The 24,357-nt window shown below is 61.2% G+C and carries 24 protein-coding genes; 9 read left to right on the plus strand and 15 right to left on the minus strand.

All coding sequences use genetic code 11. The features are described from left to right. Positions 1–548: 548 nt before the first annotated feature. A complete protein-coding gene (tyrS, locus tag ACF8R3_RS09510) occupies positions 549–1,748 on the minus strand; it encodes a tyrosine--tRNA ligase (RefSeq protein WP_058639583.1) in 1,200 nt (399 codons plus the stop codon). A gap of 213 nt (positions 1,749–1,961) precedes the next feature. On the opposite strand from tyrS, the gene ACF8R3_RS09515 reads away from it, so the two are divergent. Both ACF8R3_RS09515 and ACF8R3_RS09520 read left to right on the plus strand, forming a co-directional pair. Further along, positions 1,962–3,383: a peptidoglycan DD-metalloendopeptidase family protein gene (locus ACF8R3_RS09515; protein ID WP_392515535.1), complete on the plus strand. Its 1,422-nt coding sequence runs from the start codon at positions 1,962–1,964 to the stop codon at positions 3,381–3,383. 4 nt (positions 3,384–3,387) lie between these two features. Then, complete coding sequence (locus tag ACF8R3_RS09520) at positions 3,388–4,479, plus strand: anhydro-N-acetylmuramic acid kinase (RefSeq protein ID WP_392515536.1); 1,092 nt, start codon at positions 3,388–3,390, stop codon at positions 4,477–4,479. A 60-nt stretch (positions 4,480–4,539) separates the two neighbouring features. Here ACF8R3_RS09520 and erpA read toward each other — a convergent pair whose 3' ends face one another. After that, positions 4,540–4,890: an iron-sulfur cluster insertion protein ErpA gene (erpA, locus tag ACF8R3_RS09525; RefSeq protein ID WP_023532751.1), complete on the minus strand. Its 351-nt coding sequence runs from the start codon at positions 4,888–4,890 to the stop codon at positions 4,540–4,542. A gap of 130 nt (positions 4,891–5,020) precedes the next feature. After that, positions 5,021–6,055 (minus strand): N-acetyl-gamma-glutamyl-phosphate reductase, encoded by a 1,035-nt coding sequence (gene argC / locus ACF8R3_RS09530; protein WP_058639586.1) that lies wholly within the window; start codon positions 6,053–6,055, stop codon positions 5,021–5,023. 141 nt (positions 6,056–6,196) lie between these two features. Between argC and hemJ the strand changes: the two genes are divergently transcribed. From hemJ to ACF8R3_RS09555, 5 genes are all read left to right on the plus strand, one after another. Next, positions 6,197–6,622, plus strand: a complete 426-nt coding sequence (hemJ, locus tag ACF8R3_RS09535; protein ID WP_023532455.1) for a protoporphyrinogen oxidase HemJ — start codon at positions 6,197–6,199, stop codon at positions 6,620–6,622. Between the two features lie 177 nt (positions 6,623–6,799). Then, positions 6,800–7,582 carry an SDR family oxidoreductase gene (locus ACF8R3_RS09540; RefSeq protein WP_058639588.1) on the plus strand — a complete coding sequence of 261 codons (783 nt, stop codon included), beginning with the start codon at positions 6,800–6,802 and terminating at the stop codon, positions 7,580–7,582. A gap of 64 nt (positions 7,583–7,646) precedes the next feature. Next, positions 7,647–7,985, plus strand: a complete 339-nt coding sequence (locus tag ACF8R3_RS09545) for a histidine triad nucleotide-binding protein (RefSeq protein ID WP_058603062.1) — start codon at positions 7,647–7,649, stop codon at positions 7,983–7,985. A 65-nt stretch (positions 7,986–8,050) separates the two neighbouring features. Beyond that, a complete protein-coding gene (gene coq7, locus ACF8R3_RS09550; RefSeq protein ID WP_058639589.1) occupies positions 8,051–8,698 on the plus strand; it encodes a 2-polyprenyl-3-methyl-6-methoxy-1,4-benzoquinone monooxygenase in 648 nt (215 codons plus the stop codon). Between the two features lie 9 nt (positions 8,699–8,707). After that, positions 8,708–9,748 (plus strand): DUF2157 domain-containing protein, encoded by a 1,041-nt coding sequence (locus tag ACF8R3_RS09555; RefSeq protein WP_392515537.1) that lies wholly within the window; start codon positions 8,708–8,710, stop codon positions 9,746–9,748. Positions 9,749–9,786: 38 nt separating this feature from the next. On the opposite strand, the gene ACF8R3_RS09560 is transcribed toward ACF8R3_RS09555, so the two are convergent. Next, positions 9,787–10,209 (minus strand): OsmC family protein, encoded by a 423-nt coding sequence (locus ACF8R3_RS09560; RefSeq protein ID WP_392515538.1) that lies wholly within the window; start codon positions 10,207–10,209, stop codon positions 9,787–9,789. Between the two features lie 187 nt (positions 10,210–10,396). Here ACF8R3_RS09560 and crp point away from each other — a divergent pair, with 187 nt between their 5' ends. After that, positions 10,397–11,041, plus strand: a complete 645-nt coding sequence (gene crp, locus ACF8R3_RS09565) for a cAMP-activated global transcriptional regulator CRP (protein ID WP_196134849.1) — start codon at positions 10,397–10,399, stop codon at positions 11,039–11,041. Here crp and ACF8R3_RS09570 read toward each other — a convergent pair. The 4 genes from ACF8R3_RS09570 to ACF8R3_RS09585 all read right to left on the minus strand — a co-directional run bounded on the left by ACF8R3_RS09570 (position 11,038) and on the right by ACF8R3_RS09585 (position 14,367). Continuing rightward, positions 11,038–11,742, minus strand: a complete 705-nt coding sequence (locus ACF8R3_RS09570; protein WP_196127735.1) for a lipoate--protein ligase family protein — start codon at positions 11,740–11,742, stop codon at positions 11,038–11,040. The two genes, crp and ACF8R3_RS09570, sit on opposite strands and share 4 nt — an antisense overlap. A 142-nt stretch (positions 11,743–11,884) precedes the next feature. After that, a complete protein-coding gene (gene trpC / locus ACF8R3_RS09575; protein ID WP_058639593.1) occupies positions 11,885–12,718 on the minus strand; it encodes an indole-3-glycerol phosphate synthase TrpC in 834 nt (277 codons plus the stop codon). Then, the gene (trpD, locus tag ACF8R3_RS09580; protein WP_058639594.1) at positions 12,715–13,764 is read right to left on the minus strand and encodes an anthranilate phosphoribosyltransferase; all 1,050 of its coding nucleotides are present in this window, start codon (positions 13,762–13,764) and stop codon (positions 12,715–12,717) included. Before trpD ends, trpC begins: the two co-directional genes overlap by 4 nt. Positions 13,765–13,773: 9 nt before the next feature. Next, positions 13,774–14,367, minus strand: coding sequence for an aminodeoxychorismate/anthranilate synthase component II (locus ACF8R3_RS09585; protein WP_058639595.1), 594 nt, complete (start codon positions 14,365–14,367; stop codon positions 13,774–13,776). Positions 14,368–14,735: 368 nt separating this feature from the next. Here ACF8R3_RS09585 and estP point away from each other — a divergent pair, with 368 nt between their 5' ends. Beyond that, positions 14,736–16,616, plus strand: coding sequence for an esterase EstP (gene estP, locus ACF8R3_RS09590; protein WP_392515539.1), 1,881 nt, complete (start codon positions 14,736–14,738; stop codon positions 16,614–16,616). A 186-nt stretch (positions 16,617–16,802) separates the two neighbouring features. On the opposite strand, the gene trpE is transcribed toward estP, so the two are convergent. The 7 genes from trpE to ACF8R3_RS09625 form a co-directional block, all read right to left on the minus strand. Continuing rightward, positions 16,803–18,284 (minus strand): anthranilate synthase component I, encoded by a 1,482-nt coding sequence (trpE, locus tag ACF8R3_RS09595; protein ID WP_197844384.1) that lies wholly within the window; start codon positions 18,282–18,284, stop codon positions 16,803–16,805. 69 nt (positions 18,285–18,353) lie between these two features. Next, positions 18,354–19,172 (minus strand): phosphoglycolate phosphatase, encoded by an 819-nt coding sequence (locus ACF8R3_RS09600; RefSeq protein WP_058639598.1) that lies wholly within the window; start codon positions 19,170–19,172, stop codon positions 18,354–18,356. Continuing rightward, entirely contained in the window at positions 19,169–19,843 is a 675-nt protein-coding gene (rpe, locus tag ACF8R3_RS09605) for a ribulose-phosphate 3-epimerase (RefSeq protein ID WP_058639616.1), read from the minus strand. The genes ACF8R3_RS09600 and rpe overlap by 4 nt, the downstream gene beginning before the upstream one ends. 154 nt (positions 19,844–19,997) lie before the next feature. Further along, a complete protein-coding gene (locus tag ACF8R3_RS09610; protein WP_058603051.1) occupies positions 19,998–20,825 on the minus strand; it encodes an ABC transporter permease in 828 nt (275 codons plus the stop codon). 11 nt (positions 20,826–20,836) lie between these two features. Continuing rightward, complete coding sequence (locus tag ACF8R3_RS09615; RefSeq protein ID WP_058639599.1) at positions 20,837–22,084, minus strand: ABC transporter permease; 1,248 nt, start codon at positions 22,082–22,084, stop codon at positions 20,837–20,839. 60 nt (positions 22,085–22,144) lie between these two features. Beyond that, the gene (locus ACF8R3_RS09620) at positions 22,145–23,179 is read right to left on the minus strand and encodes an ABC transporter substrate-binding protein (RefSeq protein ID WP_058603049.1); all 1,035 of its coding nucleotides are present in this window, start codon (positions 23,177–23,179) and stop codon (positions 22,145–22,147) included. A gap of 41 nt (positions 23,180–23,220) precedes the next feature. Next, positions 23,221–24,345, minus strand: a complete 1,125-nt coding sequence (locus ACF8R3_RS09625; RefSeq protein WP_058603048.1) for an ABC transporter ATP-binding protein — start codon at positions 24,343–24,345, stop codon at positions 23,221–23,223. Positions 24,346–24,357 lie beyond the last annotated feature (12 nt).

The following is a 24,357-nucleotide window of genomic DNA, read 5'->3' on the forward strand; positions in this document are numbered from 1 at the left end:
GAAACCCTAAACTTGGCTCAGCAATCTCAAATGACTATGTGATTTCTCGCATGGTCACTTGTGATGCTGATAATCTTTTTGACTATCAGTCCGTACTCACAAGCACCCACACGAATTGCTTGATTCGATTTGTTAAAGAGCGTTTGGCTGAGAGTGTTTCGTCTCAACCGAGGCGCGCATTCTACGCTTTCCTCGTTGCCTGTCAAGCGTTTATTTTGAAGTTTATTTCGAGAAACTCGTTCAACTTCAAACACTTGACTCGCTTCGATCTCTCGTAGCGGGAGGCGAATTCTACAGCGTTTCAACACGCTGTCAACCTTCTTCTCAACCGCTGCCGATCTGTTCGATCGCAACCCTTACAGCACCACCCGAACTAGCTAACTCATTGAATCTCAAGGAGTTTCGCGTTCCGATGTCGCTGGAAGTGGGGCGCATTATAAGGGGATTCGGCACCGCGTCAACCTTTAATTTCATGTAAATCAAAAGCAAAGCGGGGGGAGGCCCTTCGCCCCCCCCCCCGCTTATAGAGAGTAGGCGCAGCGAATGCCTTACTCTGCCTTGAGCGTGACGCGTGCGAACGACTTCTTACCTGCCTGGCAGATATGGGTCGCGCCCAGTGCAACCACAAAATCACGGTCAACTACGGCGCCATCGACCTTCACAGCCCCACTCCCCAATAGATCCCGCGCCTGCGCCGAGTTCTTGACCAGACCGGCACGGTTGAGCACCGCAGCAATGGGCAGCGGCTCGGCGGCAAGCACTTCGATCTCGGGCAAGTCTTCCGGCAACTCGCCGTCCTTCATACGATTCCCAGCGGCGCGATGAGCGTTGGCTGCGGCCTCCTCACCATGGAAACGCGCCACGATCTCCTCCGCCAGCTGGATCTTGATGTCCCGCGGGTTCGCCCCATTGGCTACATCCACGCGAAGCTGATCGATGTCCTCCATGGAACGGAAGCTCAGCAACTCGAAGTAACGCCACATCAGGGTGTCCGGAATCGACACCAGCTTGCTGTACATCACACCAGGCGCCTCCTGGATGCCGACATAATTACCCAGCGACTTGGACATCTTCTTGACGCCATCAAGCCCTTCGAGCAGGGGCATGGTCACGATACTCTGAGCTTCCTGACCGTAGGCACGCTGCAGTTCACGCCCCATCAACAGGTTGAACTTCTGGTCGGTACCGCCCAGCTCGACATCCGCCTTGAGCGCGACAGAGTCATAGCCCTGCACCAGCGGGTAGAGGAATTCATGAATGGCGATGGGTTGATTAGTGGTGTAGCGCTTGTCGAAATCGTCGCGCTCCAGCATACGGGCAACCGTGTACTGCGATGCCAGACGGATGAAGTCGGCGGGTGTCAGCGTGTCCATCCAGGTGGAATTGAACGCGACCTCGGTCCTGGCTGGGTCGAGAATCTTGAAGACCTGCTGCTTATAGGTCTCGGCATTGTCCAGCACCTGCTCACGGGTCAATGGCGGGCGTGTGGCGCTCTTGCCACTGGGGTCGCCGATCATGCCAGTGAAGTCACCGATCAGGAACACCACGGTATGCCCCAACTCCTGGAACTGGCGCAGCTTGTTGATCAGTACCGTGTGACCGAGATGAAGGTCAGGAGCGGTAGGGTCGAAACCGGCCTTGATGCGCAAGGGCTGACCACGCTTGAGTTTTTCAACCAGCTCGGACTCCACCAGTACTTCTTCCGCACCGCGCTTAATAAGCGCCAGCTGCTCTTCAACCGACTTCATAGACAAACCCGCAAGGCTCAGATTCAGGGGGAGCCAACCATACAAGATCGGCCGTCAAATACAAGTTTTGCAAAGGAATGTGACCTGGGGGCGTGTGCGCAGCGTCTACGCGCCCTTGCGTGAAAATGGTTTTGGTTATATTTTATACAGTTATTTCATCTTCATCATGTCATTCATCTATTCCATTTCACCTTTTTCAAAGTCTCCTTACCCATGACCAACGAACCGCCTAAAGCGCCTCCGCTTTATCCGAAAACACACCTGTTGGCCGCCAGCGGCATTGCCGCCCTGCTTAGCCTGGCATTGCTGGTGTTCCCATCCAGCGACGTGGAAGCCAAGAAAACCACCCTCAACCTCGAGCTGGAAACCCCAGCCGAGCAGCTGAAAGACGAATCCCGCGCGGCGCCACTGGTGCAGGCAGCCGGTGAGCAAGGCTCGCCGTTTGCGCAGATCGATGAGGCGGCTGCCTCCACCCAGAAAGTCGAACAGCAAACTCCGCCGGCCGAAGCCGCCGCACAGCCCGCGAAAGACCCTGCCCACCGGGAAGTCACCGTCGCAAGCGGAGATACCTTGTCAACGCTGTTCGCCAAGGTCGGCCTGCCGGCCAATGCCGTCCACGACATTCTTGCCAGCAGCAAGCAAGCCAAGCAGTTCAGCCAGCTCAAGCATGGCCAGGTCCTGCAGTTCGAATTGGACAAGCAAGGCCAGCTGGCCAGCTTGCACAGTAAGGTCGGCAGCCTCGAAACCATTCGCCTGACCAAGACGGCCAAGGGCTACACCTTCAACCGTGAAATCAGCAAACCCGTAGTGCGCACCGCCTACGCCCATGGCGTCATCAAGAGCTCGCTCTCGGCATCGGCACAACGCGCCGGGTTGTCCCACAGCCTGACCATGGACATGGCCAAGGTGCTGGGCTACGACATCGACTTCGCCCAGGATATTCGCCAAGGTGACGAGTTCGACGTGGTCTATGAGCAGAAGGTAATGGACGGCAAAGTGGTCGGCACCGGTAATATCCTCTCGGCGCGCTTCACCAACCGCGGCAAGACCTACACGGCAGTGCGCTATACCAACAAGCAAGGCAACACCAGCTACTACACGGCCGATGGCAACAGCCTGCGCAAAGCCTTCATCCGCACACCCGTGGATTTCGCGCGCATCAGCTCCCGCTTCTCTGCCGGGCGCAAGCACCCGATTCTCAACAAGATCCGCGCCCACAAGGGGGTGGACTATGCAGCACCGCGAGGCACGCCCATCAAGGCCGCGGGTGATGGCCGTATCGAGCTGGCCGGCCGGCGCGGCGGCTACGGCAATACGGTGATCATCCAGCACGGCAATCGGTACAAGACCTTGTACGGTCACATGCAAGGCTTTGCCAAGGGCATCAAGACCGGGGGCTCGGTCAAGCAGGGCCAGATCATCGGCTATATCGGGACCACCGGCCTTTCCACCGGTCCCCACCTGCACTACGAGTTCCAGGTCAACGGCGTGCATGTTGACCCGCTGAGCCAGAAAGTGCCGATGTCCGATCCGATCGCCAAGAACGAGCGCCAGCGTTTCCTGCAGCAAAGCCAGCCGCTGATCGCACGCATGGACCAGGAAAAAGCCACGCTACTTGCCATGAACAAACGGTGAGCCCATGGGCCTTTACCTAGGTGTGATGTCAGGGACCAGCCTGGATGGGCTGGACATCGCCCTGATCGAGCAAGGCGAGCACATCGAACTGCTCGCCACCCATTATCTGCCCATGCCAACTGAACTGCGGCAAGCGCTGCTTGACCTGTGTACTTCTGGGCCGGATGAAGTAGCGCGGGTCGCCCTCGCTGAGAACCTGTGGGCGGCCTTGGCAGCCCGAGGCATACTGGATTTGCTCGACCACCATGCCTTGCAGCCCAAAGACATTCGCGCTATCGGCAGCCATGGCCAGACCATTCGCCATGAGCCTGCCCGAGGCTTCACCGTGCAGATCGGCAACCCGGCGCTCCTGGCTGAACTGTCAGGCATCACGGTCGTGGCCGACTTTCGTCGCCGTGACGTAGCGGCCGGTGGTCAGGGCGCGCCGCTCGTCCCGGCGTTCCACGAAACGCTGTTCGGCCATCTCGAACAGCCGCTGGCCATTCTGAACGTGGGCGGCTTCAGCAACCTCAGCTTGATTGCCGAAGACAAGCCGGTCCGAGGCTTCGATTGCGGACCGGGCAATGTCCTGATGGACGCCTGGATCGAGCGCAAACGCGGCCAGGCATACGATGCCAACGGCGCCTGGGCGGCGAGTGGGGCTGTGCAACCTGCCCTGCTGACCTCCCTCATGGCCGACCCATTCTTTGCCGGCAGTGGGCCCAAGAGTACAGGCCGTGAAGTCTTCAACCTGCGCTGGCTGGACAGCCATCTCGCTGCGCTGCCTGCCTACCGCGACGAGGACGTCCAGGCAACGCTGCTGGAAGTCAGCGCCCAAAGCATCATCGATTCGCTGAACACCGCACAGCAGGGCACCAGGACCCTTCTGGTATGCGGGGGTGGCGCACACAATGGCGCCTTGATGGCTCGTCTTGCAACACGCCTGCCTGGCGTGAAGGTATCCAGCACAGCCGAACAGGGGGTAGACCCTGATTGGGTTGAGGCCATGGCGTTCGCCTGGCTGGCGCATTGCTGCCTTGAGGGCATCCCTGCCAACCGTCCCAGCGTTACGGCCGCCAAAGGCCTGCGTGTTCTGGGCGCCATCTATCCGGCCTGAGCCATTGACCTGCCCAACGAAAAACGCCGCGCTTAAGCGCGGCGTTTTGAAGGCAAGGCTTCAGATCGAGAACGAAGAGCCACAGCCACAGGTGGTGGCAGCATTGGGGTTCTTGATAATGAAGCGCGAGCCTTCCAGGCCCTCCTGGTAATCCACTTCGGCACCGGCCAGGTACTGGAAGCTCATCGGGTCCACTACCAGCGAGACCCCCTCGCGCTCCACGATGGTATCGTCGTCGGCCACTTCCTCATCGAACGTGAAGCCATACTGGAAACCCGAGCAACCGCCACCGGTGACGAATACACGCAGCTTCAGGCGGTCATTGCCCTCTTCGGAAACCAGGTTCTTCACCTTCAGCGCAGCACCGTGGGTAAATTCCAAAACCGTAGGGGTGAAGGTTTCGACGCTCATGTTGATTCTCCCGGCCGACGGCCGTCATAAAACTCGATGACGGCCATTATCCGCTTTCCCGAGAAAATCGGTCAACAATAGGCGACGGGCAGGTCGCGATCAGCACAGCTCGCCGTAAGCCCTCGTCAGCTTACGGTAACAGGCCGGCATGGCTCAGCCCCATGCGCTCATCAAGCCCGAACACGATGTTCATGTTCTGCACGGCCTGCCCGGAAGCGCCTTTGACCAGGTTGTCGATGACCGACAACACCACGACCAGATCACTCCCTTGTGGACGATGAACAGCAATGCGGCAGACGTTGGCGCCGCGCACGCTGCGGGTTTCGGGGTGGCTACCGGCGGGCATCACGTCCACGAAGGGTTCGTTGGCGTAGCGCTTCTCGTAAAGCGTCTGGAGGTCGACCGATGTGTCGGCGACAGTCGCATACAAGGTGGCATGGATGCCGCGGATCATCGGCGTCAGGTGAGGGACGAAGGTCAGACCAATGTCCTTGCCCGCAGCTAGACGCAGGCCCTGGCTGATTTCCGGAAGGTGACGATGCCCCTTGACCGCGTAGGCTTTCATGCTCTCACCGGCCTCACAGAACAGCGACCCGACAGCCGCACCCCGTCCGGCACCGCTGACACCGGACTTGCAGTCGGCGATCAAGCGCGATGCGTCGGCCAAGCCAGCTTCGAGCAACGGCAGGAAACCCAGTTGAGTGGCGGTTGGGTAGCAGCCCGGAACCGCGATCAGGCGCGCCTGGCGGATCTTGTCGCGGTTGACCTCGGGCAAACCGTACACGGCATCGTCGAGCAGATCAGGCGCGCCGTGAGGCTGGCCGTACCACTTGGCCCACTCCACTGCGTCCTGCAGGCGGAAGTCGGCCGACAGGTCGATGACCTTGGTGCCCGCCGCCAGGAGTTCGCCCGCCAGGGCATGAGCGACACCATGGGGGGTGGCAAAAAACACCACATCACACGCGCCCAGGGTCTTGCTGTCAGGCACGCTGAATGCAAGGCCGTCGTAATGGCCGCGCAGGTTCGGATACATGTCGGCCACCGCCACACCGGCTTCCGAGCGCGAGGTGATGACCGCTACCTCGGCCTGTGGGTGCTGAGCCAGCAGACGCAACAGTTCGACGCCGGTGTAACCCGTGCCGCCGACGATACCGACCTTGATCATAACGCTTGCCCCTTATCAACGAGCCGTCTGGAAAACGCACGATGATAGGGGCGTGATGCGTCTGTCACAACACTTCAGGTGTCCCTGAGGGCGCCTGGGCACTACTATCTGACGACCGTGAATACCTGAAGGAATGCCCCGATGCTCTACCTATGGATCAAAGCGCTGCACATCGTCAGCGTCGTATGCTGGTTCGCCGGCCTGTTCTACTTGCCACGGCTGTTCGTCTACCATGCCCAGAGCCAGGACAGCATCAGCCAGGACCGGTTCGTGACCATGGAACGCAAGCTGTACCGAGGCATCATGAACCCGGCGATGATCGCCACGTATGTGTTCGGCGCCTGGATGCTCTACCTCACACCGGGGTGGCTGAGCCAGGGCTGGCTGCACGCCAAGCTGACACTGGTGCTTCTGCTGACCGGCTACCACCATGTGTGCGGGGCCCAGCGCAAACGCTTCGCCGCCGGCACCAACACCCGCAGCCATGTCTACTATCGCTGGTTCAACGAGGTACCTGTTCTGATCCTGCTGGCGGTCGTTATCCTGGTGGTGGTCAAACCGTTCTGAGAATGGTGCCCAGCACTGGGGCTGCCAGGACGGTGCAAAGCTACTCGCCGATCGTCGTAAGCGCCACTGACAGCCCACGCAGCGGCGCACTCCCAGGCTTGGGCGGCCCAGCAAAACGCAGCATCCGCCACCGCCAAGCTGTACACTAGATGCCCTCTTCGGCCCCAGGAGCCCTGCATGACCCGTTACGCCATGATCACCGGCGCTTCCACCGGCTTGGGCCTGGCCCTGGCGGAGGCCCTGGCACGGCGCGGGCGCAACCTGATCCTGGTCGCACGCCACCGTGAAACCCTGGAGCCGGTCGCCATCGAGCTTGCCCAGCGTTTCGGCGTCGAAGTGCTGTTGCGTGCGTGCGATCTGAGCCAACCGCTTAGGCTGTCAGGGTTCGTCCTCGAGCTGGAAGAAGGCGAGCGGCGCATCGATTTGCTGGTCAACTGCGCCGGTCAGCGCACCTACGGCCCATTCCTGGCCCATGAATGGGCCGACGAACAGGACCTGCTCGAAGTCAACGTGCTGGCACTGAGCCGCTTGTGTCATGCCATCGGCAATCTGATGGCGGTACAGGGCGGCGGCCAGATCCTCAACGTTGCCGGGCTGGCCGGCGTGGCCCCCGGGCCATGGATGGCCACCTATGCCGCCAGCAAGGCATACGTGATGAATTTTTCCCAGGCCCTGCGCGAAGAGCTCAAACCCACAGGCATCAAGGTCTGCGTGCTGTGCCCGGGGCCGGTGCATTCCCCACGGCGCCACATCGCCCGGCTCGAAGGCAAAAGCCGCTGCCTCAGCCCCGAGGAAGTGGCGCTGTACACCGTTCGCGCGCTCGCCCGCAACCGCGCCTTGATTCTGCCGGGGCGACGCAATCGCTGGCTGGCGTTCGCCCCGCGCCTGCTGCCGAACGGGTTGGTGCGCAAGCTGGCAGGTGTGATTCACCGGCGTTATTGTCCAGTCGGTATGGAATAGTCGCTGGGCGAGCGGCTTCGGCCTGAGTACACTCGGGCCGGACCCTCACCATGGAGCAAGTGCTGTGGACGATTTATTCCTCAAGATCATTAACCGGGAGATCCCGGCGAAGATCATCTACGAAGATGACCAGGTTCTGGCATTTCACGACATCGCCCCCCAGGCCCCGGTGCATTTTCTGGTCATTCCGAAAAAGCACATCCGCACCCTCAACGACCTGACCGAAGAAGACAAGGGCCTGGCTGGGCACATTCTGTTCACGGCCCAGCGTCTGGCCAGGGAACTGGGCTGCGAGGAAGGCTTTCGCGTGGTCATGAACTGCAATGAACAAGGTGGGCAGACGGTCTACCACATTCACATGCATGTGCTCGGCCAACGCCAGATGAACTGGCCACCGGGCTGATCCACCGCAAGCGACTCGAGCGCGATTGGGTTAGACTGTCGGGCACATTCTTGCGGAGGTGCCCGATGGCTACCGAACGTCACTATTCCCCGCTCGACCGCTTGTTGCTGCAGGCCGACACTGCCATGCGCACCTTGCTGCCGTTCAGCGGCCAACCCTCTCGTCCGTCCCCGGCCATCGTCAAGCCCGCCGTCGAACTCGAAGATCGGCAGGCACGTCACGTGGCAGGGCTGATGCGCATAAACCACACCGGTGAAGTCTGCGCCCAGGCGCTTTATCAAGGCCAGGCCTTGACGGCCAAACTGCCGTCAGTGCGCAAGGCCATGGAGCGCGCTGCGGAAGAGGAAATCGATCATCTGGCCTGGTGCGAACAACGCATCCGTCAACTCAACAGCCACCCCAGCGTCCTGAACCCGCTGTTCTACGGCATGTCATTCGGCATCGGCGCTTTTGCCGGGCTGGTGAGCGACAAGGTGAGCCTGGGCTTCGTGGCAGCGACGGAGCACCAAGTCTGCAAGCACCTGGATGAGCACCTGGTACAGATCCCTACTGAAGATGAAAAATCCCGAGCCATCCTCGAGCAGATGCGCGTCGACGAAGAACAGCACGCCGATACGGCACTGCAAGCCGGTGGCTACCGCTTCCCTGCGCCTGTGCGTTTTGGCATGAGCCTGCTGGCCAAGGTCATGACCAAGAGCACCTATCGCATCTGAAGGCTCGCCATGACAACACGTTTCGATGCCAAGGATCTGGCGCGAGCGGTCGAGGCGGGGATTCTCCAGCCAGGCCAGGACCAGGCCTTGCAAGCCTTTCTCAACCAGCGTCAAGAGGCGACGGGCAGCCTTCAACTGGCCCACAGCGCGTTCTACTTCGGCGCGCTGCTGGTCATGGGGGCCATGGGCTGGCTGCTCAACGAGGCATGGCTACGCATCGGCGACACCGCGTTGCTGGCCGTGGCCAGTGCCTACATCGGGTTGCTGACCCTGGTCGCACTCATTCTTCAAAAGCGCAAGCAACCCATTGCGGCCGGCGTACTGGCCGCAGCCGCGGTCAGTATCGTGCCACTGGCGGTCTTCGCGCTGGAGCGGTTGCTCGGTTGGTGGCCGCTCGATGACGTGCGAGCCGATTACCACCAGTACTACACCCATGTACAGGGCGGTTGGCTGGCCATGGAGGCCGCCACCGTTGTTGCAGGTGTGGCGATGCTCCGCCTTGTCCCCTACCCATTTATCGTCATGCCCATTGCCGTTGCCCTGTGGTTCATGTCGATGGACCTTACCGAGTGGGTATTCGGCGCGCCATTTAGTTGGGAACAACGCCGAGTGGTATCTCTGTGGTTCGGGTTGGCGACCTTGCTGGTGTTTCTGGTAGTCGATGGCAGGACGCGGCAAGACTATGCCCACTGGGGCTATCTGGCCGGCCTTGCAGCCTTCTGGGGTGGGTTGACGATGCTCGACAGCGGCAGTGAATGGGGGAAAGCCACCTACTGCCTGATAAACCTTGTGCTCATGGGGGTGGCAGTGTTGCTGCGCCGGCCCGTCTTCATGGTGTTCGGGGCACTTGGCGTTGCCGCCTACCTGGGGTACCTGGCGTATGACGTATTTGCCCAATCCCTGCTGTTCCCGGTGTTGGTCAGCTTGATCGGCCTGGGCGTCATAGGGCTGGGCCTGCTTTACCAAAAACACCGGGAGGCGTTGAGCCAGTCGGTCAGAAGCGCACTACCAGGCTGGCTATACGCGACACTGCCAGCACTGCGCCATTAAGCGCCGCCGGCACGCGCCGCGCAGCTCGCACCCGCTGCTCAACCCAGTTCCACGATCTCGTAGCCATGGGTGATTTCGACCCCGGCACGCTCAAGCATGATCGACGCCGAGCAGTATTTTTCGGCCGAAAGCTCGACGGCACGCTTGACCTGGGCCTCTTTCAATCCGCGGCCCTTAACCACGAAATTCATGTGGATCTTGGTAAATACCTTTGGATCCTCGCCTACCCGCTCGGCCTCGAGAAACGCTTCGCAGCTCTCCACCGCCTGGCGCGACTTTTTCAGGATGCTGACCACATCGAAACTGCTGCAACCGCCCAGGCCCAGCAACAGCATTTCCATCGGCCTGACGCCCAGGTTGCGGCCGCCGGCCTCGGGTGGGCCATCCATTACCACGACGTGGCCGCTGCCGGACTCGCCAAGGAACATTGCCTCACCGGCCCACTGGATACGTGCCTTCATCACCCGAACTCCTGAATTCGCAAAAAGGGTGTCAGCTTAGTCGTTGTGCCGCTGTGGGAAAAGTATGTAAGGAGGCGCTTTAATGCCGAAACATTTTGTAGTGTCTGATAAGCTGGCGCCAATCGAATGGCGTTTTTCCAGCCAACAGCCATGGACGCCCATGGACTGCACAGAACAGGATTTCGCGATGGTGGCCTCTGCCCTACCCCCAAAGATCAAGAACATCGACAAACTGCTGGTGCACTGCCAACGCAGGCGCTATAGCGCCAAGAGCAACATCATCAGTGCAGGTGAACGCGCGCAGACATTGTCGTTCATCATCAAGGGGTCGGTCACCATCCTCATCGAAGACGAAAATGGCCATGAAATGATCATCGCCTACCTCAACAGCGGTGACTTCTTCGGTGAGCTAGGGCTGTTCGAACCGGTTGAGGCGCAGCAGCATCGTAGCGCCTGGGTTCGGGCCAAGACTGAGTGCGAAGTGGCGGAAATCAGCTACGACAAGTTCCGCGAACTGGTACGACACGAGCCGGACATGCTCTACGCCGTCAGCAGCCAGATGGCCCAGCGCCTGCGCGACACTACCCGCAAGGTTGGGGACCTGGCCTTCTTCGATGTCACCGGCCGAGTTGCGCGGTGCTTGCTCGACTTGTGCAAGCAGCCCGACGCCATGACCCATCCAGACGGCATGCAGATCAAGATCACCCGCCAGGAAATCGGGCGAATCGTCGGTTGTTCACGGGAAATGGTCGGTCGCGTCCTGAAGGACCTGGAAGAACGCAGCCTGGTCCAGGTCAAGGGCAAGACCATGGTGGTACATGGCACGCGCTAGCTGACGGGCACCTCAGCCAGCACCTGCGCGTACGCTTGGGATAGCCGTGCGAACCACGGTGCCGTCGGTGCTACCTCATGCAAGGCGATGTGTGCATCGGCGCGGCATCGCTGTTCAAGGTTGCAGCACATATTGAAGTGGTTGACGGCAGCTACCATTGCCTCCCGGTCGTTATCCAGCAGCAATGCCCCATGCACCAGCACCACTGGGCCTTTGCCTGCGGCGGCCTGGCGCCAGCGCTGGGCGGTCCCCACCAACTTGCGGCCATTGAGGTTGACGTTGTACCGGCCATCGCAGAATGCACCCTCGATCTCGCCCACCGAGGCGACACCTCCCCACTCCTGCAGCACCTCGCACAGTGGCAGGCACAAGCGCTGGTAGGCTTTTTCGATACGCCCTTGATCACCCTCACTGCGCGGGGCCGCATAGACCAGGGCGATATTTACCGTCGAATGGGACTGAGGTACAGGTTCGCCGCCAGTTTCGCGCAGCAGCACTGGCCAGCCAGCGCCAGCCAATTGCGCACTCGCCGCTTCAAAGTGCTCCAGCCGGCTCATCCTGCGAGGCATCACCAGCGCCTGGTCAGTGGGGCGCCAGAACAACACACCGTTATCGCGCTCGCCCCGGCAAACGGCGGCCAGCAGGTCCTGTTCGGCAAGCAGCCCTTGCTCGACGGTAAGGGCCAGGGGCTGGTCAGTCATTGATTCACCTTCGATTGAGTTACGCAGCCTGTGGCCACTACCGTTAGCGTCACAGCCTCTGCACGACAGGCATCAGGGCAAAAGCGCCCCTGAGCCAGATGGCAACCATGAAAAAGCCGGCGACATGGCCGGCTTGGTTCATTCAGTCCAATTGCTGAATGGTCTTTTTCACTTGATCAGGGAAGAACAAGCGCTGGAGCTCGAGCCCCGGGTTCTCAGCCCGCATGAATGCCTCACCCACCAGGAATGAATAGACGCGGTTGATCTTCATCAGCTGCACATCGGCCTGATTGAGGATGCCGCTCTCGGTAATGGCGAGCCGATCCGCGGGGATACGTGGCAGCAGGTCCAGCGTGGCCTCCAGGTTCACTTCGAAGGTATGAAGGTTACGGTTGTTGACCCCCACCAATGGCGTGTCCAGCGTCTTGAGTGCGCGCTCAAGCTCAGCACCATCGTGCACCTCCACCAGCACATCGAGCCCGACCGACTTGGCTGTGGCCGCCAGCTCGGCCATTTTCACATCGTCGAGCGCCGACACGATCAGCAGCACGCAATCTGCGCCCAGAGCACGGGCCTCGACGATTTGATAAGGGTCGACCATGAAGTCCTTGCGGATCACCGGCAGCGACACGGCTGCTCGCGCCTCTTTGAGGTAGTCGTCCGCCCCCTGAAAATAATCGACATCCGTTAACACCGACAGGCAAGTTGCGCCGCCCTTCTCGTAGCTCACGGCAATGTCTGCAGGGACGAAATGCTCCCGGATCACACCTTTGCTAGGGGAGGCCTTCTTGATTTCAGCGATCACAGCTGGCTGCTTGCGCTCGGCCTGACGCAGCATGGCGTTGGCGAAACCACGGGGCGCGTCGGCCGCCTTGGCCAACTGCTCAAGTTCGGCAAGGCTTACGCGAGCACTGCGCTCGGCCACTTCCTCGAACTTGCGGGCGATGATCTTTTCCAGCACCGTTGGCACGCTCATGCTTCATTCTCCACCTTGAATACGGCCGTAAACGCACCCAGCTCCTGCAGTTTCTCCCAGGCCAACCCGGTGTGCAGCACGTCGTGGGCAAGCTCAACGCCGGCCTTCAGGCTCATGGCGTGATCTGCGGCATATAGGGCTGCACCGGCATTGAGCACGATCATCTCGGCGGCCTTCTGGCCGTTCTCGGTCTTGCGTCGACCCAGCGCATCACGAATCAGCGCCAGGGACGCTTGCGGGTCCTCGACCGCCAGGCCATGAAGGCTCTGGCTCTTCATGCCCAAGTCTTCCGGTTCAACCCAGTACTCGGCAATCTCGCCATTTTTCAATTCAGCCACGAAGGTGGGCGCTGCCAGGCTGAATTCGTCCAGCCCATCCTTGGAATGCACCACCAGCACATGCTTGCTGCCCAGGCGGTGCAGCACCTCGGCCAGAGGACGGCAGAGCGCCTGGGTGAACACCCCAACCACCTGATGCTTCACACCGGCCGGATTCGTAAGCGGGCCAAGCATGTTGAACAAGGTCCTGAGCCCTAGATCGCGACGCGGCCCAGCGGCATGTTTCATGGCGCTGTGGTGACTCTGGGCGAACATGAAGCCGATACCCAGGCTGTCGATGCAGCGGGCCACCTGAACGGGCGTCAGGTTCAGGTAGATGCCAGCCGCTTCGAGCAGGTCTGCGCTGCCACTTTTGCCGGACACCGCCCGGTTCCCATGTTTGGCGACGGTACAGCCGGCAGCGGCCAGTACAAAAGCGGATGCGGTAGACACGTTGAAGATATTGGCACCATCGCCCCCGGTACCCACGATGTCGACCACCCCATCAAGGGTGTTCAGCTCGACCTTATCAGCCAACTCCCGCATGACCGACACCGCGCCAACGATTTCGTCGATGCTTTCACTTTTCATGCGCATGCCCATCAGAAATGCGCCAATCTGCGCTTCACTGCATTGGCCGGTCATGATCTGGCGCATCACGCCGCGCATTTCATCGGTGGAAAGGTCCAGATGGCCGACGATGCGACCCAGCGCGCTCTTGATATCCATATTCGTTCCTTAGCGGTGGCCGCCAGTCTGCTGGAGGAAATTGGCGAACAGTTCATGGCCCTGCTCGGTGAGTATCGACTCGGGGTGAAATTGCACGCCCTCGATATTCAACGTCTTGTGCCGTACACCCATGATCTCGTCGACCGAGCCATCTTCATGTGCGGTCCAGGCCGTCACTTCCAGGCACTCCGGCAGCGTCTGGCGCTTGATCACCAGCGAATGGTAGCGGGTCACGGTCACCGGATTATTCAGGCCGCTGAATACGCCAAGGTCGCGATGGTGGACGGGGCTCGTCTTACCGTGCATCACCTGGCGTGCACGCACGACATCGCCACCGAACGCCTGGCCGATGGACTGATGGCCCAAGCACACGCCCAGAATCGGCAGTTTACCGGCGAAATGAAGAATGGCTTCGATAGACACACCGGCTTCGCTCGGTGTACAGGGCCCAGGCGAAACGACGATGCGCTCCGGCGCGAGGGCTTCGATCTGGGCAATGGTCATTTCGTCATTGCGAATGACCCGCACATCAGCCCCTAACTCGCCCAGGTACTGGACGACGTTGTAAGTGAATGAGTCGTAATTGTCGATCATCAGTAACATCGGATGAAACCTCTTGAACCTACTGACTTCATGATTCGAACCTTCCTGTACCTGTCGCAGGCGCAACTTTGCCGCTAAAGACGTTGAGACAGGAAGGCAAACAGGGGCGGGCCGGACGGACCGGCAGAGGATAAAGTCAGGCGCGCCAACGCCAACGGGCGTGGGCCTTGATAACGCGCATCAAGAGTTTGCTGACGATCAACACAGGGTAGGTCTCGCTCATACGTCTCGGCACAGTAGCCTACCGGGGCGGCGGGCGCAATATGCCCGTAAACACTGGGAAACGAATGGCATCAGGTGCGATGCGCGGCGTTTTGCTAAGGTCGATGAAGTTGTCCTGATAAAAACAAAGAAAAGGATGTTTCTCGATGCTCAACGTACCGTTATTGCGCGTCACCGCCGCCTCACTGGCATTGGCCTGCGGCCAGGCATTTGCATCTGCTGACCCGTACGCTTCATTGATCGTATTCGGTGATAGCCTGAGCGACGCCGGCCAGTTCGCAGGCCTTCGCTTCACCAACCGCAATGCCGATGGCAGCTATGCACCTGTGTCGCCGATGATCCTGGGCGCTCGCCTGGGCCTGGGCGCCAATGCGCTTGGGCCTTCCACATCGCCGGTCAATGCGGCGCTGGGCCTGCCCGATGGCAACAACTGGGCGGTTGGCGGCTATACCACCAAGCAGATCCTGGACTCCATCACCACCACCTCCAGCACGGTCATCCCACCGGGGCGCCTAGGCGCGGGCCTGGTGCTTCGGGAAAAGCCTGGCTATCTGGCTACGGGCCTTCGCGCCGATCCCAATGCACTTTATTACGTGACAGGCGGCGGCAACGACTTCCTGCAGGGTTTGGTCAACAGCCCAGCCGACGCCGTGGCTGCCGGTGCACGCCTGGCCGCCAGTGCTCAGGCCCTGCAACAGGGTGGTGCCCGTTACATCATGGTTTGGCTGTTGCCTGATCTTGGCCAGACGCCCAACTTCAGCGGTACGGCGCAGCAAAATTCCCTGTCGTTGCTGTCCGGTGCCTTTAACCAGGCACTGGTCAGCCAACTCAGGCAAATCGACGCTCAGGTCATCCCCCTGAATGTCCCACTGTTGCTGAGCGAGGCCCTGGCCCACCCCGCTCAGTTCGGACTGGCCAGCGACCAGAACCTGGTCGGTACGTGCTATAGCGGCGAAAGCTGCGTCGGCAACCCCGTGTATGGCGTCAACGGCATCACGCCAGACCCCACGAAGCTATTGTTCAACGACCCCGTGCACCCGACCATTGCTGGCCAGCAACTGATCGCCGATTACGCCTACTCCGTTCTGGCCGCCCCTTGGGAGCTTACCCTGCTTCCCGAAATGGCCCACGCCAGCGTCAGCGCTCATCAGGATGAACTGCGCAACCAATGGCAGGCCCCTTGGCAAGCGGTCGGTCAGTGGCAGCCTTTCATCGCCGCTGGTGCGCAAGACCTGGACTTCGGCGGGCAACGCAGCGCCGCCAACGGTGACGGCCACGGTTACAACCTGACTGTCGGCGGTAGCTACCGGGTCGACGATGCCTGGCGGCTGGGGCTGGCTGGCGGCGTGTACCGGCAGAAGCTGGAAGTGGGCAGCCATGATTCGGACTACACACTCGACAGCTACCTGGCCAGTGTCTTTGCGCAGTACCGCCAGCACCGCTGGTGGGCAGATGCGGCATTGACCGTCGGGCACCTGGATTATGACGATCTGAAACGCACCTTCGCGCTGGGGGTGAGCGAGCGCAGTGAAAAAGGCGATACCCAGGGCGAAACATGGGCCGTGTCTGGCCGACTGGGCTATAACCTGGCGCCGGAAAGTGCCCGCTGGCAGCTGGCGCCATTCCTGAGCGCTGACTATGCCAGGGTCAAGGTCGATGGCTATGACGAAAGGAGCGGTCGCGCGACGGCGCTGGGGTTCGATGACCAGGAGCGCACGTCACGACGGCTGGGCCTGGGCCTGCTGGGTAGCGTGCAGGTATTGCCTGCTACCCGAGTATTTGCCGAGGTGGCTCAGGAGCACGAGTTCGAGCATGACCAGCAGGACGTACGCCTGAACTTCACCGCTTTGCCAGCCAATGATTTCACGCTCGACGGCTATACCCCCCATAGCAACTTGACCCGAGCGAGCCTTGGGGTCAGCCATGAAGTGGTGGCAGGGGTGAATGTGCGTGCCGGCTACAACTGGCGCAAGAGCGATGAGCTCAAGCAACAAGGTATGAGCCTTGCCGTTAGCGTGGATTTCTAGCAAAGGGCCAGCCTGAAATCAACGGAGCCGCTTCGCGGCCCATCGCGGCACAAGACCGCTCCTACAGGTCAGTGTAGGAGCGGCCTCGTGCCGCGATGGGCCGTGAAACGGCCCCAACGATCTTAAGTGAACAGCATTACGCTCATACAGGGGCTCGGACTGCGTCACCCCTCAAGCAACCGCCACCTACCGAGCAGTGGTCTGTTCGGCCAACGCCACCGCACGGAACATGGCCCGACGCTTGTTGATGGTTTCTTCCCACTCCAGCGCTGGCACAGAATCGGCAACGATGCCACCGCCGGCCTGTACGTGCAGCTCTCCATCCTTGATCACAGCCGTACGGATGGCGATCGCCGTATCCATGTTGCCGTTCCAGGCGAAGTACCCCACTGCACCGCCATAAACCCCGCGCTTGACCGGTTCGAGCTCATCGATGATCTCCATCGCACGGATCTTGGGCGCCCCGGACAACGTACCGGCAGGCAGGATGGCCCGCAGTGCATCCATCGCCGTCAACCCTTCGCGCAACTGGCCGGTGACGTTGGAAACGATGTGCATGACATTGGAATAACGCTCGATCACCATCTTCTCGGTCAGGCGCACACTGCCTGTGGACGATACGCGGCCGACGTCGTTACGCCCCAGGTCGATCAGCATCAGGTGCTCTGCAATTTCCTTGTCGTCCGACAGCAAATCGTCTTCCAGCGCGCGATCGGCCTCCTCCGTCGCACCGCGTGGCCGTGTACCGGCGATGGGTCGCACCGTGACCAGGTTGTCCTCGACCCGCACCAGCACTTCGGGCGAGCTGCCGACGACATGAAAGTCCCCAAAGTTGAAGAAATACATGTACGGCGTCGGGTTGAAGCAACGCAAGGCGCGGTAGAGGTCGATGGGTGCTGCCTTGAAGTCGATGGACATGCGCTGCGACGGCACCACCTGCATGCAGTCACCGGCCAGGATGTATTCCTTGATACGACCGACGGCATGCTCATAATCGTCACGCGTGTAGCTCGACCGGAATGCAGGCTCGGCTGCCTGAGGCCCGCTCAGGTCCAGCCCGCGGCGTGGCGTGATGGGTTGGCGCAGCGTTTCGAGCAGGCTTTGCAGGCGCGCCTGGCCTTGCTCATAAGCCTGTTCCTGGGCAGGGTCAACCAGCACGATGGCGTGCATCTTGCCAGCGAGGTTGTCGAACACCACCACGGCATCGGAGACCATCAGCAGGATGTCCGGCACCCCGAGAGGGTCTGGGTTGGGGCTCGCGCCCAAACGTTTTTCAACGTAACGCACGCAGTCATACCCGAAATAGCCGACCAGTCCACCGTTGAAGCGCGGCAGGCCCGGAACGTCGGCCACGTTGTAGCGCTGCTTGAAGGTTTCGACGAACGCCAGGGGGTCCTCGACGTCATGGCTTTCGACCTCGACGCCGTCCTGCAGGATGGACACGTGGTAGCCATGCACACGCAGCACGGTCCGCGACGGCAGACCAATCATCGAGTACCGCCCCCATTTCTCGCCGCCCTGCACCGATTCGAGCAGGTAGGAATTGGGCTGGTCAGCCAGTTTCAGGTAGATCGACAGGGGCGTATCGAAGTCGGCCAGGGTTTCGCAGGCCAGGGGGATGCGGTTATAGCCGGCAGCGGCCAGGCGCAGGAATTCTTCGCGGATCATGAGTAGCCTCGTGGCAAACAGCATTGGTTCGGGCAAACGGATGGGCCGGCACACGCCGGCAGGCAGGCGTCAGGCGCGCCAACGCCATCGGGCCAGGGCCTTGATGACTTTCATCCAGAATTTGCCGGTAACCGCCACGTTGGACCCTTTTTGGTCTGAGGCTTGAAGGTCCGCCAACGTTATCCCAGTGGCAGGGTCTACGCAACCGGGCAACAAAGCCCGCAGGTCATCGATCACAAGGCTGGGCGATTCCTCTTCGATGGGCCGCCCGTGGTTGTAGCCATAGGTCAGCCCGACGCATTGCACGCCAGCTGCCTTGGCTGCCAACACGTCGCTGCGCGAATCGCCGATGAACAACGCTTGCTGCGGGGTCACGCCGGCCATCTGCATCACGAACAGCAACGCCGCTGGATCCGGCTTCTTCTGAGCCAGGGTGTCTCCGCCGATGATCCAGCGGAAATAGCTGCCCAGCTTCATCTGGTCCAGCAAAGGCCCCACGAAGCGCTCCGGCTTGTTGGTGATCAAGGCCATTTCCACACCGCGCTTGCGCAACCAGCGCAAGGTGTCCTGCACGCCTGGGTACACGACTGTCAGGTCGTGACTTTCGGCGTAGGCGTCCATGAACAGCGCCAAGGCCTGTTCGGCCAGGGCATCGTCCACCCCGGCGTGATCGATATCACCCGCCAGAGCACGGCGTACCAGCACCTGCGCGCCATTGCCCACCCACTGGCGCACGGCATCGAGGCCAGCGGCGGGTCGGCCGAGTTCGAGCAGCATGCGGTCCACCGCTGCGGCCAGGTCCGGGACGGAGTCGACCAAGGTGCCATCCAGGTCGAACATCACCAGCCTGGGCAGCGCTCCTGGGAACAGCTGCTCGAAGCCGCTCATGGGCGCGCCTGTGCCAGTTCGCTGCGCATCTGGGCGATGACCTGCTGGTAGTCGGGGGCGTTGAAGATCGCCGACCCGGCCACGAAGGTATCGGCACCGGCGGCGGCGATCTCACGGATGTTCTTCACGTTCACACCACCGTCGATTTCCAGACGAATGTCGCGGCCACTGGCGTCGATCAGCGCGCGCGCCTCACGCAGCTTGTCGAGCGTGCCCGGAATGAACTTCTGGCCACCGAAGCCTGGGTTGACGCTCATCAGCAGCACCATGTCGACCTTGTCCATCACGTATTTCAGGACGTCCAGGCTGGTGGCCGGGTTGAACACCAGGCCGGCCTTGCAGCCGCCGTCCTTGATCAGTTGCAACGAACGGTCGATGTGCTGGGTCGCTTCCGGGTGGAAGGTGATGTAGGTAGCGCCGGCCTCGATGAAGTCGCCGATGATGCGGTCCACGGGGCTGACCATCAGGTGCACGTCGATCGGCGCGGTCACGCCGTACTTGCGCAGCGCGCTGCAGACCATGGGACCGATGGTCAGGTTGGGGACGTAGTGGTTGTCCATCACGTCGAAGTGGACGATATCGGCGCCTGCGGCCAGGACATTGTCGACCTCCTGGCCCAGGCGGGCGAAGTCGGCGGAAAGAATGGAGGGGGCAATAGCGTAGGGCTGCATGGCGCACCTGTTGGGCAGAATCACGGTGGCGCGCATTGTAACTCAGGCAAAGCGGTGAAGGCTGATTGGTATCAACGCATGTCGAGCAGCGGTTGCAACAGGCGCTGGCTTGTCTGTCGCCACACGGGCTGACAAGCCAGCACAGACAGCGCTGTCAGGCCGGCTGCTGGGTGCGCAGTTTCTCGCTGCGCCCCCGTAGCCATTCCAGGGTCAGCAGCAGCACCACCGAAAAACCGATCAGCAGGGTCGCCGCAGCCGCAATGGTCGGGCTCAGGTTCTCGCGAATGCCACTGAACATCTGCCGTGGCAGGGTCGCCTGCTCTGGTCCGGCCAGAAACAAGGTCACCACCACCTCGTCGAAGGATGTGGCGAAGGCAAACAACGCCCCGGAAATCACTCCGGGCGCGATCAACGGCAAAGTCACCTTGCGGAACGCCAGCAGCGGCGAAGCACCCAGGCTGGCAGCCGCGCGCACCAGGTTGTAGTTGAAGCCTTGCAGCGTCGCCGAAACGGTGATGATCACGAACGGCACACCCAACACCGCGTGCACCAGAATCAGCGAGGTAAAGCTGTTGCCAAGGCCCAGGGGCGCGAAGAACAGGTAGCTGGCCACGCCGATGATCACCACCGGCACCACCATCGGTGATATCACCAAGGCCATTACCAGGGACTTGCCGGGGAAATCACCGCGGGTCAGCCCGATGGCCGCCAGCGTTCCGAAGACCATGGCCAGCACGGTCGCCGCCGGGGCGACGATGATGCTGTTCTTCAAGGCCCGCATCCATTCGGCCGAGCCGAAGAAGTCCTGGTACCACTGCAGCGAGAAGCCTTGCAGCGGGTAGACCAGGAAGCTACCGCTGTTGAACGACAGGGGCACGATCACCAGCACCGGCAGGATCAGAAACAGCAATATCAGGCCACAGAGAATACGCAGGCTGTAGAACCAGACCCGCTCGATGGGCGACATGTAAGGGCTCAGCATGACAAGGCTCCTCAGCTCAGGCGCAGGCGGCTGGCGCCGACCAGCCAGCTATAGATCAGGTACAGCAGCACGGTGGCCAGCAGCAGCAGACCGCCCAGCGCGGTGGCCATGCCCCAGTTGATGCTGGTGTTGGTGTAGAACGCCACGAAATAACTGACCATCTGGTCGTTCGGGCTGCCCAGCAACGCAGGCGTGATGTAGTAGCCGATGGCCAGAATGAATACCAGCAAGCACCCGGCACCTACCCCGGCATAGGTCTGCGGGAAGTACACTCGCCAGAAGCTGGCGAACGGATGGCAGCCCAGGGAAATGGCAGCGCGCATGTAGCTCGGGGAAATACCTTTCATCACGCTGTACAACGGCAGGATCATGAAGGGCAGCAGGATGTGCACCATCGAGATGTACACGCCGGTGCGGTTGAAGACCAGCTCCAGCGGCTGATCGATGATGCCCATGGCCATCAGCGCACTGTTGATCAACCCGCCGGACTGCAGCAGCACGATCCACGCGGCCACCCTTACCAGGATCGAGGTCCAGAACGGCAGCAGAACCAGGATCATCAACAGGTTGCTCTGGCGTGTCGGCAGGTTGGCCAGCAGGTAAGCCAGCGGATAGGCCAGCACCAGGCAAATGGCGGTGATCACCACGCCCATCCACAGGGTGCGGGTGAAAATATCCAGGTAGATGGCCTGGTCCGGCGTGGCCTTGGCCAGTTCGCCCAGGTCGTCGATACGGTGGTCCAGCGACGCCAACAGGTAGAAAGGTGTAAGGGTACTGGTATTGCGGCGAATCGCCTGCCAATAGGCGGGGTCGCCCCAGCGCTCGTCCAGCGCCTGCAAGCCGTCCTTGTAGGAGACAGGCTCGGCCTTGAAGGGCAGCGCCCGTGCGGTCTTGGCCAACAGGCTGCGGTAGCCGGCCAGCTCCATGTTCAAGCGCTTGGACAGGTCACCCAGGGTCTGGTTCTTGCGCGATTCGGCCAAGTCCTGGCTCAACGCCTTGTAGACGTCCTCGCCCGGCAGGCCCTTGCCATCCCACTGGGTGATGATATCGACCGTGCGCGGCAAGCCGGCGACCACTTCCGGGTTACCGACGCTCTTGTACAACAAGGCTGCGATCGGCACCAGGAACACCAGCAGCAGAAACAGCGCCAGGGGCGCGATCAGCGCCTGGGCCTTCCAGCGGTTGACCCGCTCGGCGTGTTTAAGGCGCTGTTTGAGATTAGGACCGGCGCCTTCGTTGAGGGGCACTGCAATGGCCATGGCGAACTCCACGATACACACTGAAAGAGGGGCCGCCGCGCGGCCCCTTGCACTGGACGTTTACTTCTTCGCCGCCCAGGCGTTGAAACGTTGCTCCAGCTGCTCGCTGTTGTCCGCCCAGAAGGCCACGTCGATCTGCACCTGATTGGCGATGTTCTCAGGCGTGGTCGGCATGTCTTTCTTGACCTCTTCGGACAGCAGGTCGACCGCCTTGCTGTTGGCCGGGCCATAGGCGATGTTTTCGGAATACACCTTCTGCTGTTCAGGCTGCACGCTGAAGGCGATGAATTTCTTCGCCTCGTCGCTGTTCTTGGCGCCCTTGGGAATCGCCCAGGCGTCGAAGTCATAGATGCCGCCGTTCCACACCACCTTCAGGTTGCTCTCCTTCTGCACGGCAGCGATGCGCCCGTTGTACGCCGAACTCATGACCACGTCGCCCGAGGCCAGGTACTGCGGCGGCTGGGCGCCGGCTTCCCACCACTGGATGCTCGGTTTGAGCTGGTCGAGCTTCTTGAAGGCGCGGTCCACGCCTTCTTTGGTACCCAGCACCTTGTACACGTCCTTGGGCGCCACACCATCGGCCATCAAGGCGAATTCCAGGGTGTACTTGGCGCCTTTGCGCAGGCCGCGCTTGCCTGGGAATTTCTCGGTGTCCCAGAAATCGGCCCAGCTGCTCGGGGCGGTCTTGAGCTTGTCGGCGTTGTAGGCCAGCACCGTCGACCAGACGAAGAAGCCGACACCACAAGGCTGGATCGCACCTGGCACGTAGTCGGCCTCGTTGCCGAACAGCGCAGGGTCGAGCTCTTCGAACATGCCCTCGTCGCAGCCTCGGGCCAGTTCGGGTGATTCCACCTCGACCAGGTTCCAGGAGACACTCTTGGTGTCGACCATGGCCTTGACCTTGGCCATTTCACCGTTGTACTCACCGGCGACGATCTTGCCCTTGCCGGCCTTTTCCCACGGCTCGTAAAACGCCTTCACCTGGGCGGCCTTGTTGGCGCCGCCGAACGACACCACGGTCAGGTCCGCAGCCATGCTCTGGCCAGCGGCGAACAGCCCAAGGGCCAGGGCGGTCAGTTTCAACTGCTTGCGCATTTATTATTCTCTCCACAGTTCAGGGTTGGTGCTGCAAACCATCAATGGGCTTCGGTGATCGGATCCAGTGCACGGGCGTGTTCTACTTCCCAACCCAGTGGCACCACATCGCCCACGGCCAGGGCCGGGTCGAGTTCGGCGATGGGCTGCTTGACGAAGAAGTCGGCCTTGCCACACACCTCCAGACGAACGCGCACGTGGTCGCCCAGGTAGATGAACTCGGCCACGCGGCCGGAAAAGCGGTTGGCGCAGTGCTCGCTGTGGCCATTGAGCCGTACCCGCTCCGGACGGATCGACAGGGTGACCGCTTCGCCTGGCCGGCCCACGTTTACAGCCAAGGCCTCGACCCGCTCGCCGCGCGCCAACTGCACCTGGCAGCGGTTACCGTCATGGGTGAGCAAGGTGCCGTTGAGCCGGTTGTTCTCACCGATGAAGTTGGCGACGAACGTATTGCTGGGTGCTTCATACAGGGTGCGTGGATCGGCGATTTGCTGAATCTCCCCCTGGTGGAACACCGCCACCCGATCGGACATGGTCAGCGCTTCGCCCTGATCGTGGGTCACGTACACCACGGTCACGCCCAGGCGCTGGTGGATGTGCTTGATCTCCATCTGCATGTGTTCACGCAGCTGCTTGTCCAGCGCGCCCAGTGGCTCGTCCATCAACACCAGTTGCGGCTCGAACACCAACGCCCGCGCCAAGGCCACGCGCTGTTGCTGCCCACCGGACAATTGGCCCGGGTAGCGCTTGGCGAAGCTGTCGAGCTGAACCATGTTCAATACCCGTTTGACCCGCTCGCTGATATCGGTCTTGCTCAGGTTGCGCACGGTCAGGGGAAACGCGAGGTTCTCGGCCACGGTCATGTGCGGGAACAAGGCGTAGTTCTGGAACACCATGCCGATATCGCGCTTGTGCGGGGGTACGTTGTTGATGGAGCGACCGGCCAGCTGGATTTCCCCGGCGGTGGGGGTCTCGAAGCCAGCGAGCATCATCAGGCTGGTGGTCTTGCCGGACCCGGAAGGCCCCAGCAGGGTGAGGAACTCGCCCTTGCGGATGTCGAGGTTGAGGTTCTTGACGATCAGCGACTCGCCGTCGTAGCTCTTCTGCACACCACGGAAGCTGACCAGCGTTTCGCCGGTGGCAGCGTTCGACTTCGCCTCGCTCATGCCTGCACCTTA

Source organism: Pseudomonas sp. FYR_7 (assembly GCF_043106155.1).
Taxonomy (GTDB): domain Bacteria; phylum Pseudomonadota; class Gammaproteobacteria; order Pseudomonadales; family Pseudomonadaceae; genus Aquipseudomonas; species Aquipseudomonas parafulva_B.